This is a genomic window from Microvirga sp. ACRRW (assembly GCF_022346925.1).
In the GTDB taxonomy this organism is placed as follows: Bacteria; Pseudomonadota; Alphaproteobacteria; order Rhizobiales; family Beijerinckiaceae; genus Microvirga.
Genome location: NZ_JAKRNJ010000001.1, coordinates 437982 through 456536 on the forward strand (window position 1 = coordinate 437982; position 18555 = coordinate 456536).

General features: G+C 60.8%; 15 protein-coding genes and 1 other RNA gene. 3 read left to right on the top strand and 13 right to left on the bottom strand.

The window, feature by feature from the left end; all coding sequences use genetic code 11:
* Position 1: 1 nt before the first annotated feature.
* The 10 genes from murD to MHY87_RS02170 form a co-directional block, all read right to left on the bottom strand.
* Positions 2–1390, bottom strand: coding sequence for a UDP-N-acetylmuramoyl-L-alanine--D-glutamate ligase (murD, locus tag MHY87_RS02125; protein WP_239348912.1), 1389 nt, complete (start codon positions 1388–1390; stop codon positions 2–4).
* A 6-nt stretch (positions 1391–1396) separates the two neighbouring features.
* A complete protein-coding gene (gene mraY, locus MHY87_RS02130) occupies positions 1397–2482 on the bottom strand; it encodes a phospho-N-acetylmuramoyl-pentapeptide-transferase (protein ID WP_239348914.1) in 1086 nt (361 codons plus the stop codon).
* 7 nt (positions 2483–2489) lie between these two features.
* Entirely contained in the window at positions 2490–3920 is a 1431-nt protein-coding gene (locus tag MHY87_RS02135; protein ID WP_239348916.1) for a UDP-N-acetylmuramoylalanyl-D-glutamyl-2,6-diaminopimelate--D-alanyl-D-alanine ligase, read from the bottom strand.
* Complete coding sequence (locus tag MHY87_RS02140; RefSeq protein WP_239348918.1) at positions 3917–5383, bottom strand: UDP-N-acetylmuramoyl-L-alanyl-D-glutamate--2,6-diaminopimelate ligase; 1467 nt, start codon at positions 5381–5383, stop codon at positions 3917–3919. The genes MHY87_RS02135 and MHY87_RS02140 overlap by 4 nt, the downstream gene beginning before the upstream one ends.
* A complete protein-coding gene (locus MHY87_RS02145; protein ID WP_370644808.1) occupies positions 5380–7146 on the bottom strand; it encodes a peptidoglycan D,D-transpeptidase FtsI family protein in 1767 nt (588 codons plus the stop codon). The genes MHY87_RS02140 and MHY87_RS02145 overlap by 4 nt, the downstream gene beginning before the upstream one ends.
* 5 nt (positions 7147–7151) lie before the next feature.
* Positions 7152–7547, bottom strand: coding sequence for a hypothetical protein (locus MHY87_RS02150; RefSeq protein WP_239348920.1), 396 nt, complete (start codon positions 7545–7547; stop codon positions 7152–7154).
* Entirely contained in the window at positions 7544–8593 is a 1050-nt protein-coding gene (rsmH, locus tag MHY87_RS02155; protein ID WP_239348922.1) for a 16S rRNA (cytosine(1402)-N(4))-methyltransferase RsmH, read from the bottom strand. Before rsmH ends, MHY87_RS02150 begins: the two co-directional genes overlap by 4 nt.
* Positions 8590–9087, bottom strand: coding sequence for a division/cell wall cluster transcriptional repressor MraZ (gene mraZ, locus MHY87_RS02160; protein ID WP_239348924.1), 498 nt, complete (start codon positions 9085–9087; stop codon positions 8590–8592). The genes rsmH and mraZ overlap by 4 nt, the downstream gene beginning before the upstream one ends.
* A 310-nt stretch (positions 9088–9397) precedes the next feature.
* Positions 9398–9777: RNase P RNA component class A (gene rnpB, locus MHY87_RS02165), an RNA gene on the bottom strand.
* A gap of 46 nt (positions 9778–9823) precedes the next feature.
* Positions 9824–10597: a lytic transglycosylase domain-containing protein gene (locus MHY87_RS02170; RefSeq protein WP_239348926.1), complete on the bottom strand. Its 774-nt coding sequence runs from the start codon at positions 10595–10597 to the stop codon at positions 9824–9826.
* A 298-nt stretch (positions 10598–10895) separates the two neighbouring features.
* Here MHY87_RS02170 and MHY87_RS02175 point away from each other — a divergent pair, with 298 nt between their 5' ends.
* From MHY87_RS02175 to MHY87_RS02185, 3 genes are all read left to right on the top strand, one after another.
* On the top strand, positions 10896–11174 hold the full coding sequence (locus MHY87_RS02175; protein ID WP_239348928.1) for a hypothetical protein: 279 nt from the start codon (positions 10896–10898) through the stop codon (positions 11172–11174).
* 85 nt (positions 11175–11259) lie between these two features.
* Positions 11260–11985 (top strand): TerB family tellurite resistance protein, encoded by a 726-nt coding sequence (locus tag MHY87_RS02180; RefSeq protein WP_239348930.1) that lies wholly within the window; start codon positions 11260–11262, stop codon positions 11983–11985.
* Between the two features lie 4 nt (positions 11986–11989).
* Entirely contained in the window at positions 11990–12763 is a 774-nt protein-coding gene (locus tag MHY87_RS02185) for an N-acetylmuramoyl-L-alanine amidase (RefSeq protein ID WP_239348932.1), read from the top strand.
* A 6-nt stretch (positions 12764–12769) separates the two neighbouring features.
* Here MHY87_RS02185 and metH read toward each other — a convergent pair whose 3' ends face one another.
* From metH to MHY87_RS02200, 3 genes are all read right to left on the bottom strand, one after another.
* A complete protein-coding gene (gene metH / locus MHY87_RS02190; protein WP_239348934.1) occupies positions 12770–16525 on the bottom strand; it encodes a methionine synthase in 3756 nt (1251 codons plus the stop codon).
* A 99-nt stretch (positions 16526–16624) separates the two neighbouring features.
* The gene (metF, locus tag MHY87_RS02195) at positions 16625–17530 is read right to left on the bottom strand and encodes a methylenetetrahydrofolate reductase [NAD(P)H] (RefSeq protein ID WP_239348936.1); all 906 of its coding nucleotides are present in this window, start codon (positions 17528–17530) and stop codon (positions 16625–16627) included.
* Entirely contained in the window at positions 17530–18543 is a 1014-nt protein-coding gene (locus tag MHY87_RS02200) for a metalloregulator ArsR/SmtB family transcription factor (protein ID WP_239348938.1), read from the bottom strand. Before MHY87_RS02200 ends, metF begins: the two co-directional genes overlap by 1 nt.
* Positions 18544–18555 lie beyond the last annotated feature (12 nt).

An 18555-nucleotide genomic window follows, 5' to 3' on the forward strand; every position in this document is an offset into this window, starting at 1 on the left:
TTCAAGCCCCCTTGGCTTCAAGGCCCGGCAATGCCCGGACCAGATCGCGGAAATGATTTCCGCGCACCTCGTAATTCGGAAATTGATCGTAGGACGCACAGGCCGGCGAGAGCAGCACGACCGATGGTCCGTCCATCGACGCAGCATCCGCTGCCGCCTGCTCGACGGCTTTGTCGAGCGTTCCGCAAAGAACATAAGGAACGTCGTTGTCGAGCGTCTTGGCAAAATCTTCGGAAGCTGCGCCGATCAGGTAGGCCTTGCGAACCTTCGGAAAGTACTCGCGCAACGGCTCGATGCCGCCCTCCTTCGCCTTGCCGCCGAGAATCCAGAGAATGTTATCGAAGGACTTGAGCGCCTTCTCGGTGGAATCGGCGTTGGTGGCCTTGGAATCGTTGATGAAGAGTGTCGAGCCGCGACTGGCGACCTCTTCCATCCGATGAGGGAGACCGGGAAAGGTATGTAGAGCCTTCGCAAAGTCTTCCCATTCAACATTGAAGTTCGTTTGAGCAACAGTTGCGAATGCAGCAAGGGCATTTTGCAGGTTATGCTCACCGCGAAGACTCGTAATGCCGTCTATATCTGCAATCTCGCCATCGTCATCAGCTGGATGGAAGTAGAGCTTTGTTCCATGACCATGAAAACCGATTGTCAAAGACTGCTTAGTCGAAACCTTGTCGAGAAGATTATTATGCCGCTCCGCGATGGAACGGGAATAGGGGTCATCTATTCCAACGACCTTCCATTGAGCTTGCGCGATGAGGCGCTCCTTGATCGCGGCGTAATTCTCCATCGTTCCATGCCGATCAATGTGATCTGGAGAGATATTCAGAAGAACACCAATCGAGGGATTAAGTGACGGCGCCAGATCGATTTGGAACGAGGAGCATTCAACCACATGAATGCGATTTTCAGATGGCGGCTCCAGTGAAAGGATTGCTGTTCCAATATTGCCGCCCATCTGGACGTCACAGCCTGTCTCGCGCAGCATATGCGCAATGAGGGCCGTCGTCGTGGACTTGCCGTTGGTGCCGGTGATGGCGACTAACCACGCGTTCGGCGCGATCTTCGCACGCTCGCGGCAGAACAACTCGATATCACCGATGATCTCGACACCGGCCTCTTTCGCAAGCTTCGCCGACCAATGCGGCTCGGGATGGGTGAGCGGCACGCCGGGGGAGAGAACGAGCGCCGATACCTTCGACCAGTCGAGCTGACGCAAATCGCCTGTCTCGATACCCTTGGCTTCAGCCTCCGCCATCTTCGCCGGATTATCGTCACAGGCAATGACACGCGCTCCACCTTCCTTCAGGGCGAGCGCCGTCACGAGCCCCGATCCGCCAAGACCGAAGAGAGCGACTGTTTTGCCGGAGAAGGTCGTGACGGGCGTCATCGGATGTTACCGGAGCTTGAGGGTCGCGAGACCGACGAGGGCGAGAACCACGGCAATGATCCAGAAGCGGATCACCACCTGAGGCTCGGTCCAGCCGAGCTGCTCGAAATGGTGGTGGATCGGCGCCATCTTGAACACGCGCTTGCCCGTGAGCTTGAACGAGGCGACCTGGATGATCACCGACATGATCTCCAGCACGAAGAGGCCGCCGACGATGGCAAGCACGACCTCGTGCTTCGTCGCCACCGCGATGGTGCCGAGAAGGCCTCCGAGAGCGAGGGAGCCCGTATCGCCCATGAAGATCTGGGCCGGAGGCGCGTTGAACCAGAGAAAGCCGATGCCTGCGCCGATCAATGCGCCGCAGATCACGGCGAGTTCGCCGGTGCCGGGCACGAAATGGATCTGCAGGTAGTTCGCGAACACCGCGTTACCAGCGAGATAGGCGATGAAGCCGAAGGTACCGGCAGCGATCATCACCGGCACGATTGCGAGGCCATCGAGACCGTCCGTGATGTTCACTGCATTGCCGGCGCCGACGATCACGAAGCCTGCAAAGACGATGTAGAACCAGCCGAGATTGAAGATCAGGTCCTTCGAGAAGGGCAACGCCAGCTTGTTGGCAAGGCCGGGCGCTTCCACATATGAAATCGCAATGCAGGCCACCGCCGCGATAAGCGCCTCGATGGCAAGTCGCGACTTGCCCGAGAAACCCTTATGAGACTGCTTCGTGACTTTCAGATAATCGTCGTAGAAGCCGATGGCGCCGAAGCCCACGGTGACGAAGAGCACAATCCAGACATACTGGTTCTCGAGATTTGCCCAGAGCAATGTCGAGACCAGTACACCCGCCATGATCATGAGGCCACCCATGGTCGGCGTGCCGCGCTTGGTCAGCAGGTGCGATTGCGGCCCGTCCTCGCGGATCGGCTGGCCCTTGCCCTGCTTCAGGCGCAGAAGCGAGATGATAGCCGGTCCGAACAGGAACACGAAGAGCATGGCGGTCGCCGTCGCGCCCCCGGTACGGAACGTGATGTAGCGGAAGATATTGAGGGGGCTGAAGTAAGGGCTGAGTTCAGCCAACCAGGTCAACATTGTACTCTTATCCTTTCAGCGCGTGGGCTGTTGCGCTCGCGCCGTAACGTTCTTTCAGGGCTTTGACAACCAAAGCCATCTTCATGCTGAGCGACCCCTTGACCATCACGGCATAGCCGGGCCGGATCGCGGCGCAAACCTCATCGACGAGCTCAGCGGAGGTTTGCGCATGCAGCACCACCTTCGCCTTCGGCAAACGGTCCACCAGATTCTGCATCAGAGGGCCAGCAGCAAAAACGAGATCGATCTTGTTGGACTCAATTGCCTCGGCAAGCTCCTCGTGGAGGCCAGGCCCTTTCTCGCCCAATTCCTTCATGTCGCCCAGCACGGCAATGCGCCGAGCCTGGCGGCTCAATTCCACCGCACCGAGATTGGCAAGCGCCGCCCGCATTGAGGCCGGGTTTGCGTTGTAGCTTTCGTCGATAAGAAGCGCTTCGTCTGCGCCCATCCTCAGCATCGTCCGCTCGCCGCGACCCACGGGCGGCTTCAAATCGGCGAAGGAGAGAGCCACCAACGCAAGATCCGCGCCGAGTGCATGACAGGTTGCAAGCACGCTCAAGGAGTTGAGCGCGATGTGACGGCCTGCCGTACCGATCCGATAGGTGATGGGCTGACCGAAGACACGCGCCTCAACGATGGATTGATCGGGCTTAACGATGATCCGCTCAGCACGGATGTCAGCGGCTTCGTTCTCGCCAAAGGAGATGACACGACCTGCGGCGGAAGCAAGCGCGTGAGCCTTCATGCGCTCGAAATAAGGAGAGTCGCGGTTGATCACTGCCGTACCGCCAGGCTCGATTCCGGAAAAAATCTCGCCTTTTGCATCAGCGATCCCCCAGAGCGAAGGAAAGAATTCGATATGCACCGGCTCGATCGTGGTGATGACCGCCACATGCGGGCGCACCATCGCGGTCAGCGGCAGGATCTCGTGGGCATGGTTCATGCCGATCTCGAACACGCCGAACGTGGTTTCGCGCGGCATGCGCGAGAGGGTAAGCGGCACGCCCCAATGATTGTTGTAGGATGCGACCGATGCATGCGTCGCACCCTGGCGCGAAAGCGCAAGGCGCATGGCCTCCTTCGTGCCGGTCTTGCCGACGGACCCGGTGATGGCGACGATCTTCGCATCCGTGCGCTTGCGCGCGGCGCGACCCAGCTGGCGCATGGCGTCTAGCACATCGGGCACGATGATGAGCTTGTCGGAACTAAAAGCAGCAGCCTTTTCCTCGGACACCACGGCGCCCGATGCGCCTTTCTCCAGGGCAGCGGGAACGAAGTCGTGACCATCATGCACATCGCCCTTGATGGCGAAGTAGAGATCGCCGGGCTCGAGCGTCCGCGTGTCGATGGACGCGCCGGTTGCCTGCTTAAAGCCGCTGCCGACGCGCGCGCCGGTGGCGGCAACGATCTCATCCAATGTCCACAAAGGCGAATTCATCCCTGCCTCTCCGCAATCGCCGCCCGGACCTCTTCATGATCCGAGAACGGCAGGGTCCGGTCGCCGATGATTTGGCCCGTTTCATGGCCTTTACCGGCCACGATCAGAATATCTCCGGGCTGAAGCTCTTTTACGGCCGTCCGGATCGCAAGCGAACGGTCGCCGATCTCGCGGGCACGGGGCGCGCCTTCGAGCACCTCTGCGCGGATCGCGGCAGGGTCTTCCGAGCGAGGATTATCGTCCGTGACGATGACAATATCCGCCTTGTCGTTGGCAATGCGGCCCATCAATGGGCGCTTGCCCTTGTCACGGTCACCGCCACAACCGACGATGCAGACGAGACGTCCCTTGACGAAAGGACGCAGCGCATCAAGGACATGAGCCAGCGCATCGGGCTTGTGCGCGTAATCGACGATGCAGATTGCGCCATCGATCTCGCCTACCTGCTCCAGGCGACCGGAGACGCCTTTAAGCGTCCTGAAGCCCTCGAACACTTCGGCTGCCCTGCTCTCGCCTTCGACAGAGAGCACCAGACCGGCGGCGACGAGAGTGTTCTCGATCTGGAATGCTCCGAGAAGCGGAAGAGTCGTTTCGAACCTCTTGCCAAAAGCCTCAATGCTCAAAAACTGCCTGAAGCCCTCGGGACGAGCCTCGACGAGACGGAGCGCCTCACCCTGGCTTCCGGTGGTCATGATGGGTAATCCGCGCTCGCCCACGCCGTGCAGGAACACATCCGAGAACGGACCGTCAGCATTGATGATGGCTGGGGCATCCTGCGGCAGCAGGGTATCGAATAGACGCAGCTTCGCCTTAGCATAGGCTTCCGTCGTGCCGTGATAATCAAGGTGATCGCGACCGAGATTGGTGAAGCCTGCCGCTTTCAAACGAACGCCGTCGAGACGACGCTGATCGATGCCGTGAGAGGAAGCCTCCATCGCAAGGCGTGTGACACCATCCTTCGCCAAATTGTCGAGGGTTTGGTGCAGCGAAATCGGATCGGGCGTCGTGAGCGAACCATAGGCTGCGCCGTCCGACGTGATCACCCCGAGGGTGCCGAGGCTTGCGGATTTGTAGCCGAGAACCGCGAAGAGCTGACGCGTGAAATCCGCGACGGAACTCTTCCCGCTCGTTCCCGTGACGGCAACAACCTTCTCCGGCTGCAACGGATAAAAGCGGGATGCGGCTTGAGAGAGAGCCTCTCGCACATCGCTCACGCGGACATAGGCCACGTTGGCAGGCAGACCGGCAGGACGCTCGGCTTCTCCGACAATTGCAGCCGCGCCGGCTGCAACGGCTTGAGGCACGAAATTCATGCCATCCACCTTCGTTCCCGGCACGGCGAAGAAGGCACCATCCTGACCGACTTTGCGGCTGTCGGAGGCAATGCCTGTTACGGACAAAGATGCTTCCGGCAGTCCCTGGGCCTCCGGAAGCAGATCGCTCAATCGAATTGTTTGTGTCATCGGTTGGAGCCCCATGCATTGAGGCGTGACATGAGAGGGAAAGGCTGTACCGGCGGCTCGAACCGCGGAGGAATGCCGAGGAGCGGCGCGACCCGCTCGATCACGTTGCCCGTCACCGGGCCCGCATTCCAGCCTGCCGTCGAGAAGCCGTAAGTGCCCTCGACCGCCTGCGGTTCGTCCATGATGGTCAGGAACACATATTTCGGCTTGTCGGCCGGAACGACGGCGGTGAAAGTGGTGAAATTTTTGTTCTTCGCGTAACGGCCGTTGATGACCTTCTCCGCGGTACCGGTCTTGCCGCCCACGAAGAAGCCCGCGATGGAGGCAGAGCTTGCCGAACCTTCCGGAACCGAAGCGTTGAGGCGCAATACATAGCGCATTGCCTCGCTCGTCTCGGGCTTGAGCACCTGCAGTGCATGCTGGCGGGCCTCCGCCTCATTGCGCTTCAGGAAAGTCGGCTTGACCAGCACGCCACCATTGACCAGCGCGCCGACCGCCGAGAGAGCCTGGAGCGGTGCAACAGCAAGGCCGTGACCGAAGGCGATGGTCATGGTGTTGAGTTCACCCCAGCGCGGCGGAATGATCGGCAAGGCGTTCTCCGGCAGCTCCGTCTCGAGGCGGGTCAACTGTCCCATCTTGCGCAGGAAGGCCTTGTGCCCTTCCACGCCGATGCCCAGCGCCATGCGCGCTGTGCCGATGTTGGACGAGTGCACGAAGACTTCCGGCGTGGTGAGAATACGACGCGTCGGGTGATAGTCGCCGATGGTGAACTTGCCATAACGCAAGCCGGATCGCGCATCGAAGGTCGAGTTGATGTTGTACTTGCCGGAGTCGAGCGCCATCGCGACCGTCAAGGCCTTGAAGGTAGAACCCATCTCGAACACGCCGACATTGATGCGGTTGATCCGGTCCTTGTCGAGCGCATCGACCGGGTTGTTGGGATCGTAATCCGGCAACGACACGAGCGCGATGATCTCACCCGTATTCACGTCAAGAACCGCACCGGCTGTTGCCTTGGCCTTGAATTTCGCCATGCCCTTGGCGAGTTCGTCGCGCAGGGCATGCTGCACGCGCAGATCCAGGGAAAGTTGAATGGGCTTCAGATCGGCAGCGGAGATGTTGAAGCCCGCGCCATTGAGATCCTGCAGGCCCATGCTGTCGATATATTTCTCGATGCCTGCAATGCCCACATTGTCCACGTTGGCGAAGCCCAGCACGTGCGCGGCCGCTTCGGCATTGGGATAGACACGCTTGTTCTCAGGAAGGAAGCCGACTCCCGGGATCCCGAGACGATGCACCTCGGCCTGCTGGCGCGGCGTGATCTCGCGCTTGACCCAGACGAAGCCCTTCTTGGTGCCGAGCTTGTTGCGCAAATCCGTGGCGTCGAGATCAGGCAAGACAGCCGTGAGCAGTTCGACGGCCTCATCCTTGTCGATGATGTTGCGCGGCTCCGCGAAGACCGACACCATCTTCACGTCGGTGGCGAGGATCTCGCCATTGCGATCTACGATGTCGGGACGCGCCGCGGAAATCTCGGAGGATGCCGCACGGCGGACTTCGCTCGTGTTCTCGCTCGTCACGGCAAGCTGCACGAGGCGTCCGCCGATGACGCCGAAAAGGCCCACGAAGCAGATGGCGGCGAGACCCACACGCGATGTGCTCTTGTCCAGGCGCAACCGGAACAGCTCGCGCGCATGGGAGAGGACGCCTCTCTTGGGCGATTGGCTCTTAACCTTCAGTTCGGGTTGAGGCGCATGCAACACGGGAATTACCGTCTCGGAGTTTGAGTCGATGGGGTGCGGGCTTCGTTGCTTCTGTCTTTCGGCGTCGCTGTCGGCTCGAGCAGGCCGAGCGCCTGGAGCTTGAGCCCGATCTCATCCCCGCGGTCAGGGCGGTTCGGTAGATCGGACAGGCGGGCCAATTGCTGGATCTTCAAGGCCTGCAGATCGAGATGTTGATCGGCGGCAGCCTGCAGGCGGTCGGGGCGGTCGAGATATTGCCACTCGGCCTGAAGCACGGCGATGGCTTCGCGCTCGCGCTGCGCCTTCGACTTCAGCTTCGCCACCTGCTCGGAGTAATAGAGCGTGTCGTACTTGATCGAATAGGCATAGCCCGCCGACGAGATGAGGGCGGAGATCGCAACGATGTGGAGCAGCTTGCTCATCGCCGCCCTCCCCTTTTTTCCGCTGTCTGAGGCAGCTCTGCCAACATGGTGATGGCGCTGAGCGGCTCCTGTGGAGGTTCGCTCGTGCGTGCCCCGGCGCGCAGCTTCGCCGAACGGGCGCGCGCGTTGCGCGCCATTTCCTGCTCGCTCGGGCCAACAGGTCCTTTCGTGACCGCATCGAAGGTCGGCTCGGGAGCCGCCATCGTCGGCATATGACGGGAGCCGCTCGGCGTACGTCCCGTGCGGGCCGCGAAGAACTGCTTCACGATGCGGTCTTCGAGGGAATGGAAGGTCACGACCACAAGACGCCCGCCGGGTTTCAGGATGCGCTCGGCCGCATGCAGCGCACGCACCAGTTCTCCCAGCTCGTCGTTTACGGCAATGCGCAAACCTTGGAACACGCGCGTGGCCGGATGGATGCCGCCCGGCTCCTGCCGGATCAGGGAGGCAACGAGATCCGCAAGCTGGCGCGTCGTTTGAAACGGCTCACGGCGGCGCGCTTCGATGACGGCGCGCGCCACTGCCCGGGCACGACGCTCCTCACCGTAGTGATAGAAAATATCCGCGAGTTCGGCCTCGGAGGATTCATTGATGAGGTCGGCAGCACTCGGCCCGTCCTGTTCCATACGCATGTCGAGAGGGCCATCATTGCGGAACGAGAATCCGCGCTCAGCCTGATCGAGCTGCATGGACGAAACACCGATATCGAGCACCACTCCGTCGACGCTTTCTAAACCCTGATCGCGCGCAAGCGTATCGAGATCGCCGAAGCGTCCCGGCACGAGCATAAGGCGCTTCTTGAATTTCGCCGTTAGCGCGGTGCCGCCCGCAATCGCATCGGGATCGCGATCAATGGCAATCACTTTGTTCTGAGGATGAGCATCGAGAATGGCGCGCGTATATCCGCCTGCGCCGAATGTGCCATCGATGAAGAGGCCACCGCTCTTCACATCGAGCGCATCGCACACCTCCGCCAGGAGCACAGGAACGTGACGGGTCGGTCCGCCAGCGGCTCCGGCTCCTGGGCCGTCGCCGCGTCCCATCATTGCTCCTGCACTCCTGGTGAGGTGTTCTGTACCATACGCGGCTCCACAATCCGGGCTCCGAGAGATTTCTTCAGGTCTCTGACCTTCGTGCGCGCCTCCTCCAAGTGCGCACGGAAACGCTCCGGTTCCCATATCTGGAACTTGTGACCGAGTCCGACGAACGTCACCGTATCGCCAATCCCGGCATGCACTTTCACTGAGTCCGTCAGGATGACACGCCCCTCCGGATCGACTTTCAGAATTTCGCTGGTCCCGAACAACGCGGTCGACAGCTGATCCCGTTCGTCCGAATAAGGCGACAGCGTCGACAAGAACGCATCGATCTCGTTCAGAAGCGTGTTGCCACCTGCGTCCAAGGCCTGCGCGTCGAGCGCGGGATGAACGTAGAGACCCTCGAATCCGTCCCTGGCCAAGACGGCCCGGAAGGATGCGGGGATCGAGACGCGACCCTTCGAATCCAACTTGTTGGTGAAATTGGACACGAAGCGGTTCATTGGCCGCAGCTCGCAAGCTCCCGATTGTCAGCCCCCCGACAGGCCTTACTGGCCTGCCACCCGTTCTCGGCGAAAACGCCTCTTTCCGAAGTCTAATGTCGGCACATCTGGTGCGCCTGACATTCCCTTCGGAAGACACCGTCGACGGGATGATTTGGGATAACATGGGATAATATGGGCGTCAACGGAACGGGGTTGGGGTGCAAGCCTTGCAGCATGCAATCCCCATGAGACGCATTTGTGGTTAATGAATCGTAAGCAGACCAACGCTTTGGTCCGCTTTGTCGCAGTTTTCGGCCTGTGGAAAAGAGGGGTCAGCCGGCCTGTAAGCCGGGTTCTGTATGGCCCAAGGTTTAACCCTCGAACGTGGCGGCCATTCCTCTGGGACGGTCATTGCTGACCGCCTCAAGCAACCAACCCGGACGACCAGCCTGGAAGCAGGCCTGGCGCGAACGCCTGTCGTCCCTATTCGGTTTTGCTCCTGGTGGGGTTTACCGTGCCGTCCGCATTACTGCGTCCGCGGTGCGCTCTTACCGCACCCTTTCACCCTTACCCTGCTGAACAGGGCGGTCTGCTTTCTGTGGCACTATCCCTAGGGTCGCCCCCGCCGGACGTTATCCGGCACCTTACTTCCATGGAGCCCGGACTTTCCTCCTCGAGCAAGCTCGAAGCGGCCGCCCGGCCAGCTGACGGTTGGGATGTGGTGCGAAAGATGGTCTGACGTCAAGGCCGAAGGTTAATCGGCAGCAGCCGTAATCACTTTCACTCGAGCGCAATAGGCACGTGAGGCGCTCGTCATCGTCGTCGTGCGGTGACCGAATTGATAACGCAGGATCGTGCCGCAGGTGTCGCCACCAGCGAGCTTATGGGCCTGCGCGAGATATTTCAGGCCGTAACGGAGATTGGTTTCAGCATCCATCAGACCGGCAACGTCGCCCTTGTAGCCAAGCGACTGAGCCGTCCGATAATTGATCTGCGTCAGCCCGATATTGGGACCATTGCGCGCGCCGGGATTGTAGCGGCTCTCAATGCGAACAACCGCATCGGCCAGTTCATACGATAGGCCGTTCTCGGCGGCATAGCGGGCGATCAGAGGCTTGAGAGCGCTAGCCTTGACAGCATCAGCCCGCTCCGAGCGGGACCGGCCCTGAGGCTCAATGACGAGCGAAGCCGTCTCATCGGCGGCATCCTCTCCCGTCGTCTCTTTGGCAGCAGTGGCGGCGGCCTTCGCAGTGGCAGGAGACGGGGTTGCCGCGGCGGCTTCCTTGATCTTCTTCTTTCCGGACTTGGCGGCTTTTGCAGCCTCTGCGGCTTCCTCTGCTTGAATAGCGCTCTCTTCTTCCTTCTGTGCGGCAGCCGCAGCCTTAGTTTCCTCGATCTGAGCCCTCATGAGCGCCTCGGCCTCGTCAGGAGAAATAACGTTGTCCGCACGAGCCTGTGACGCAAGGGCAAGTGCAGCCACACCGAGAATCGCAACCGCCAAGGTTCTTGAGAAATGCTGCCAAGTCATACTGAAACTCCAAATGGCATCGGTCGCGGGGAAGCGGTGGGTGGGGAGCAAATAAGGCAAAGTTGTGACTTAGCAAGTCGAAATCGTGACGAGACAATGCTCAAGCTAGACAATGATTCTTCATCAAACCGAAGCGCAGAAAGGCAAGAAATAGCCTGCACAACTTAACGAAAAATTTTTCTACAGCTCATTGATGACCAAGGAACTTTGTCCCTTGGTCGGGAGTTGGCGTCTGCGTAAGGTCAAGCTAAGGATTAAGCTGGGCAGCCTACAGCCCGCTAGATACAGGGAAGCCTCCATGAAGAAGATCATTACCGCCATTGCCGCTGGTGCTCTCACCCTCTCGATGGCCGCCTGCAACACTCCAGGTGAGCGTGCAGTTGGCGGTGCCGCTATCGGCGGCCTGGCTGGTGCAGCTATCGGCGGCGCAGCTACGGGTACTGCAGGCGGCGCCCTGGCTGGCGCAGCCATCGGCGGCGCCGGCGGCGCAATTGTCGGCGCTAGCACGGCTCCGCGCGGCCCCGCATGCCCTTACGGCACCTATCAGGACATGTACGGCAACATCTACTGCCGCTAAGTCAGTCCCGAACTTGAATTTAAGGGGCCGGGATCATCTCGGCCCCTTTTCTTTTGCCCGAACTTGAGCGACCACTGCTCTCAAGATGATTCAGTCGATTTGGGGTAAGTTGAGTGGTGCCGGCATCGGCCTCGCTCTGGGAGGGCCGATTGGCGCTCTCCTGGGCGGCGTGGCTGGGCACGTGCTCATTGATCGTGAGGGCGCTCCTTTTGGAAAGCCGCCGCGCGATGTGCTGTTCACCATGGGCCTCGTCGCACTTGCCGCCAAGATGGCGAAGGCCGACGGCGTGGTAGTGGATGTGGAGGTGAAGGCCTTCGAGCAGATCGTCGAGGTGCCGGAAAACGAGCATCCGCGCGTGCAGCGCCTGTTCGAACTCGCCATGCAGACATCAGACGGCTTCGAATCTTACGCCCGCCAGATCGGTGAGGCATTCAAGGAGGAGCCCGCTCTCCTGGAAGACGTGCTCGATGGCCTCTTCCATATCGCCAAGGCGGACGAGGCCGTGCACGAGGCCGAGTACATTTACCTCAAGAATGTGGCGACGATCTTCTCGTTCTCGGAAACCGACTTCGAGCGCATCGCCGCGCGCCATGTGACGCGTGCGGATGATCCTTATCTCATTCTCAAAGCCGACAGGTCCATGAGCGATGACGAACTGAAGCGGCACTATCGGAGGACGGTTGCCGAGAACCACCCCGACCGGGAGATCGCACGAGGTCTACCGCCGGAAGCCGTGAAGATCGCGACCGAGCGCTTGGCTACCATCAATGCCGCCTGGGAGCGGATTGCCGCCGAGCGGAACCTCAGGTGACATAATGAGCCCGTCCCTTTCCACTGAGAGCCCTGTTGCCACGAAGGTGTTTCCTTCGCCCAATCACGGGGAGCGAAAGGACGGACAGCGCCCGACTATGGTGATCCTGCACTACACAGGTATACCGGACGAAGGCGAGGCCCTGCAGTGGCTGTGCAATCCGATCTCGCAGGTCTCGGCTCATTACTTCGTGTTCGGTGACGGGCGTGTGCTGCAACTGGTGCCGGAAGCGCGCCGCGCCTGGCACGCGGGCGTCTCCTTCTGGGACGGCGAGACGGACATCAACTCCGCCTCCATCGGCATCGAGATCGCCAATCCCGGGCATCCAGGCGGCATGCCCGCCTATCCCGATGCCCAGATCGAAAGCGTGATCGCGCTCACGAAAGACATTGTCACCCGCTGGCGCATTCCGGCAACGCGCGTACTCGGCCATTCCGATGTGGCGCCTGGGCGGAAGGTCGATCCTGGCGAGAACTTTCCATGGAGGCGCCTGCACGAAGCAGGCATCGGCCATTGGGTAGCGCCCGCGAATTTGAGCGACGGTCGCTTCTTCTCGCGCGGCGACCAAGGCATGCCTATCGAGGCATTGCAGGCGATGCTCGCCATGTACGGCTACGGCGTGAAGATCAACGGGGTGTTCGACGAGAACACGGAAAAAGTTGTTTCCACCTTCCAACGCCATTTCCGCCCAGAACGTGTGGATGGCGTGGCGGATGCCTCCACCATTACTACCTTGCGCGATCTGATCGCGAAAAGGCCGTCGTCACCGACGGCCTGATCAACCTTACTCAGCCGCCATGGGCCTGTAATTCGCCGGATCGTAGTTCAGGATCGGGCTGAGCCAACGCTCGGCCTCCTGCACGCTCATGCCTTTGCGCATGGCGTAATCCTCCACCTGATCGCGCTCCACCTTCGCCACGCCGAAGTAATAAGCCTCCGGATGCGCGAGATAGAGACCGGACACGGAAGAGCCCGGCCACATGGCGTAGGATTCCGTCAGCGTCACGCCAATGCTTTTCTCAGCGCCGAGAAGGCTGAAGATGGTCGCCTTTTCGGTATGATCGGGCTGAGCGGGATAGCCGGGAGCGGGGCGGATGCCTTTGTACTCCTCGCGGATCAGATCCTCATTGGTGAAATTCTCATCCGACGCGTAGGCCCAGAACTCCTTGCGCACGCGCTCGTGCATGCGCTCGGCGAAGGCTTCCGCGAGACGGTCGGCAAGAGCTTTCACAAGGATCGAGCGGTAATCGTCGTTCGCACGCTCGAACTTTTCGGCGATGCGCACTTCCTCAATGCCAGATGTGACCACGAAGGCGCCAATCCAGTCGGGCTTGCCGCTCTCGGCAGGCGCGACGAAGTCGGAGATGCAGACATTCGGCTTACCGTCGCGCTTGGAGAGCTGCTGACGCAGGCCGTGGAAGGTGGCAAGCGCTTCGCTGCGGCTGTCGCCAGTGTAGAGGCGGATGTCGTCGCCCACCGCATTTGCCGGCCAGAAGCCGATGACTGCCTTCGGATTGAACCAGCGCTCCTCGACCAGCTGTTTGAGCATGGCTTGAGCATCTTCCCACAATTGGCGCGCGGCAGGACCCTGCTTCTCGTCATCAAGGATCGCGGGGAAGCGTCCCTTCAGCTCCCAGGTCTGGAAGAAAGGCGTCCAGTCGATATAGGGGACAAGTTCACCCACATCGTAGCTGCGGAACACGCGCGCGCCGGTGAAGGTGGGCTTGGTTGCAGAATAGGCATCCCAATCGAGCTTCATACGGTTGGCGCGGGCCTTCTCGATGGCCAGGCGCTGCTTGTCAGCCTCCGAGCGTGCGTGAGCATCCGCCACCTTGCGGTATTCGCTGCGCAGGGTCTCCACGTAATTGTCGCGCATGTCAGGCGACAGGAGCGACGAGACGACGCCGACCGCACGGCTCGCATCCGTCACATAGACGGCCTGGCCCTGGTTGTAGTTCGGATGGATCTTGACCGCCGTGTGCACACGGCTCGTGGTGGCGCCGCCGATGAGAAGAGGAATATTGAAGCCCTCGCGCTCCATTTCGCTTGCCACATGCACCATCTCGTCAAGCGAAGGCGTGATGAGGCCGGAGAGGCCGATCACGTCGACATTTTCATTGCGTGCGGTTTCTAGGATCTTCTGGGCCGACACCATGACGCCGAGATCGATGACCTCGTAGTTGTTGCAGGCGAGAACCACACCGACGATGTTCTTACCGATATCGTGCACATCGCCTTTCACGGTCGCCATCAGCACCTTGCCGGCGGCGGAGCGTGATTCGACTCCGGAAGCCTTCTTTTCCTCTTCCATGAAGGGCATGAGATAGGCGACCGCCTGCTTCATGACGCGGGCGGACTTCACCACCTGCGGCAGGAACATTTTTCCTGCGCCGAAGAGATCGCCCACCACGTTCATGCCGGCCATGAGTGGGCCTTCGATGACGTGCAGCGGGCGTTCAGCGGCTTGCCGCGCCTCTTCCGTATCCTGCTCGATATACTCCGTAATGCCGTTGACGAGCGCATGTTCGATGCGCTTCTCGACCGGCCAAGAGCGCCATTCGAGATCGGCGGCCTTCACCGCGCCTGCGCCATCGCCCTTGAAGCGAGGCGCAGCTTCCAGAAGGCGCTCCGTCGCATCAGGGCGTCGGTTGAGCACCACATCCTCGCACAGCTCGCGCAACTCGGGATCGATCTGCTCATAGACCGCGAGCTGGCCTGCATTCACGATGCCCATATCCATGCCGACCTTGATGGCATGGAAGAGGAAGACGGAGTGCATGGCCTCACGAACAGGCTCGTTGCCGCGGAACGAGAACGAGAGGTTCGACACGCCACCCGAGATATGGGCGTGAGGCAGCGTCTCGCGGATGATGCGGGTCGCCTCGATGAAGTCGACACCGTAGCCGTTATGCTCTTCAATGCCGGTGGCGACCGCAAAGACGTTAGGATCGAAGATGATGTCTTCCGGCGGAAAGCCGACCTGCTCGGTGAGGATCTTGTAGGCGCGCGTACAGATCTCGACCTTGCGATCCTGCGTGTCGGCCTGCCCGGTTTCGTCGAAGGCCATGACCACGACTGCGGCGCCATAGGAGCGGCAGATCTTGGCATGCTCGATGAACGCCTCCACGCCCTCCTTCATGGAGATCGAGTTGACGATGGCCTTGCCCTGAATGCACTTGAGGCCGGCCTCAATCACATGGAACTTCGATGAATCCACCATCACCGGAACGCGCGCGATGTCGGGCTCTGCAGCAATGAGGTTGAGGAACTCTACCATCGCCTTCTCGGAATCGAGTAGGCCCTCGTCCATGTTGATATCGATGATCTGAGCGCCGTTCGCGACCTGATCGCGCGCGACATCAAGCGCAGCCGCATAATCGCCGTTGGTGACAAGCTTACGGAACTTGGCCGAACCGGTGACATTCGTGCGCTCGCCCACATTCACGAACGGAATCTCCGAGGTGAGTGTGAAGGGCTCGAGTCCCGACAGGTGCATGAGCGGCGCTAGCTTCGGCACCTTGCGCGGAGCCTTGCCAGTGACGGCTTCCGCGATGGCGCGAATATGCGCCGGCGTGGTGCCGCAACAGCCGCCAACCACATTGACGAGGCCTGCATCAGCGAATTCGGCGATCATGTGCGCCGTTGCTTCGGGGCTTTCGTCATACATGCCGAATTCATTGGGCAGACCGGCATTGGGATAGGCGCAGACGAAGGTGTCCGCGACCTTGCCGATTTCCTGAATATGAGCGCGCATCTCGCGCGCGCCGAGCGCGCAGTTGAGGCCAATGGAGAACGGCTCGGCGTGGCGGACTGAATACCAGAAGGCGGAAGGCGTCTGGCCTGAGAGCGTGCGGCCGGACAGATCCGTGATCGTGCCCGAGATCATCACAGGCAGCTTGACGCCCTTCTCGGCGAAGACCTGCTGGGTCGCAACGATGGCAGCCTTGGCGTTGAGCGTGTCAAAGATCGTCTCGATGAGAATGATCTCGGAGCCGCCGTCGATAAGCCCCCTCACCTGCTCCGCATAGGCATCGCGAACCTGATCGAAGGTCACGGCGCGGAAGCCCGGATTGTTCACGTCCGGCGAGATGGAGAGCGTGCGGTTCGTCGGGCCGATGGCGCCCGCCACGAAGCGGCGGCGGCCATCTTCCTTCTGCGCGATCAGCGCAGCCTCGCGAGCAAGGCGAGAGCCATGGAAATTGAGATCGTAGACGATCTCCTCCATGCCGTAATCTGCCTGGGCAATGGAAGTGCCGGAGAAGGTGTTTGTCTCGACAATATCGGCGCCTGCACGAAAGTAGTCGAGGTGGACGTTGCGCACAGCATCGGGCTGCGTGAGGATGAGAAGATCGTTGTTGCCCTTGACGTCGTGCCCCCAGTCCTTGAAGCGCTCGCCACGGAAATCCTCTTCCGAGAAGCGCGAGCGCTGGAGTTCCGTTCCCATCGCGCCGTCGAGCACGAGGATGCGCTTGGAGGCTGCTTCGCGGAGTGCCTTCAGGACTTCAGCGCCATTGGCGGGAGCGGGAGTAAACGCGGTCATTGTTCTGTTCTCTTCTCATCCAGCCGAATCCGCTTCGGCCATTCGTGTCTCTTTCGACACGGCAGTCAGGCAGATGCCAGGCTCAGCCGGGCACTAAATTTAGGCAGCCGCCTTCACGCTCTGATCACGAAGTCCGAGCAAGTGGCAGATCGCATAAACAAGATCGGCGCGGTTCATGGTGTAAAAATGAAACTCACTCACGCCACGGTCGACGAGGTCGATGACCTGCTCGGCGGCAACGGCTGCGGCGACGAGCTTGCGCGTCTCAACATCGTTTTCAAGACCGTCGAAACGAGCCGCAAGCCAATCGGGGATGCTCGCCCCGGTCTTGGCCGCGAAATTCGCCGTCTGCTTGAAGTTCTGCACCGGCACGATTCCGGGCACGATTGGGATATCGATGCCGCGCGCACGAACGCGATCGAGATAGCGGAAGTAATGGTCGTTATCGAAGAAGAACTGCGTAATGGCGCGATCCGCGCCGCAATCGACCTTTGCCTTCAGCGCATCGATGTCGGCATCGAGCGATGCGGCTTCAGGATGCTTTTCTGGATAGGCCGAAACGGACACCTCGAAATCTCCGATGGCCTTGATGCCAGCCACGAGATCGCAGGTCTGCTGATATCCGCCAGGATGAGGCTCATAGGCCGTGCCGATGCCGGCAACCGGATCGCCGCGCAGGGCTACGATGTGGCGCACGCCGGCATCCCAGTAAGAGCGGATCACGTCGTCCACTTCATGCTTCGTCGCCGCGACGCAGGTCAGGTGTGCGGCGGGTTTGAGGGCCGTTTCCTGCACGATGCGCGAGACCGTGGCGTGCGTGCGCTCCCGCGTGGAGCCACCGGCGCCGTAAGTCACGGAAACGAATTGTGGGCTCAGCGGCGCAAGACGCTGAATGGAGGCCCAAAGCGTCGTTTCCATCTCCGGAGTCTTCGGCGGGAAGAACTCGAAAGACACCTTGATCGGACAAGAAGCCTGCCTGCTGGGGCGAAGGGTCAGGGGCGACATCAGGCAACCTCTTTATTGGGCTCGGACAAAGGCCAATCCGTCATGGTGCGGCGGTCTTGTCCAAGCCAAAGTGAAACGGTGAGTTGGTCATCGCCCTTTCTGGGCGGCGCTAATTCTTTCGTCAGCGTGCAATCGAGGCCCGCCTCGTCAAGCCAGCCGGCAACCTGCGTAGGCGCGAAGCCGAGGCGACGATGGGCCTGCCCCTCGCGCAGGAACTCCAGCTTATGCGGCGCGAAATCGACAACGAGGATGCGCCCGCCCGGCGCCACCAGGCGCGCGGCCTCGCGGATCGCGCGGGCCGGATCGTCCAGGTAATGCAGGACCTGATGAATGATCACGAGATCGAAGGTGTCGCGCGGGAACGGCGGCGCATAGATGTCGCCCTGACGAAGCTCGATCCCGCGCAGGCCTGCCTTCTCGAGATTTGCGCGAGCGACGGAAAGCATGGCGTGGCTCGCATCGAGTCCAACCGTGCGGCTGGCGCGCGGCGCGAGGAGCTGCAGCATGCGGCCGGTGCCAGTGCCGAGATCGACGAGATTGCGGATCTCTTTCGATCCCAGTGCTTCGAGCACCGCTGCCTCGACCACCGCCTCAGGCGCATGGAGTGAGCGCAAGTGGTCCCATTCCGGAGCGAGGCGGGAAAAGTAAGCCTGGGCGGCATGCGAGCGCTGGGCCCGTACCGCCTCGAGGCGCGTACGGTCCTCCAGCAATTGCGGATCGGACCGGTCGAGGCTCTCAAGGGTCGGGCGGATGATCTTCAGGGCTGTGCCGCGATCAGTCAGCCGAAAGAAGGCCCAGGCCCCTTCCCGATGCCGCTCCACGAGACCAGCCTCCACGAGCAGCTTCAAATGACGAGAGATCCGCGGCTGGGACTGCCCAAGGATGTCGGTGAGGTCGGAAACCGACAACTCTCCTTCGGCCAGCAAAGCCAGGATACGCAGGCGCGTTTCCTCGGCGGCTGCCCTTAGGACATCCAGCGTCAAATCCAGCGATGGAGCTTCTCTCTCGGCCATGAGCCCAACTCG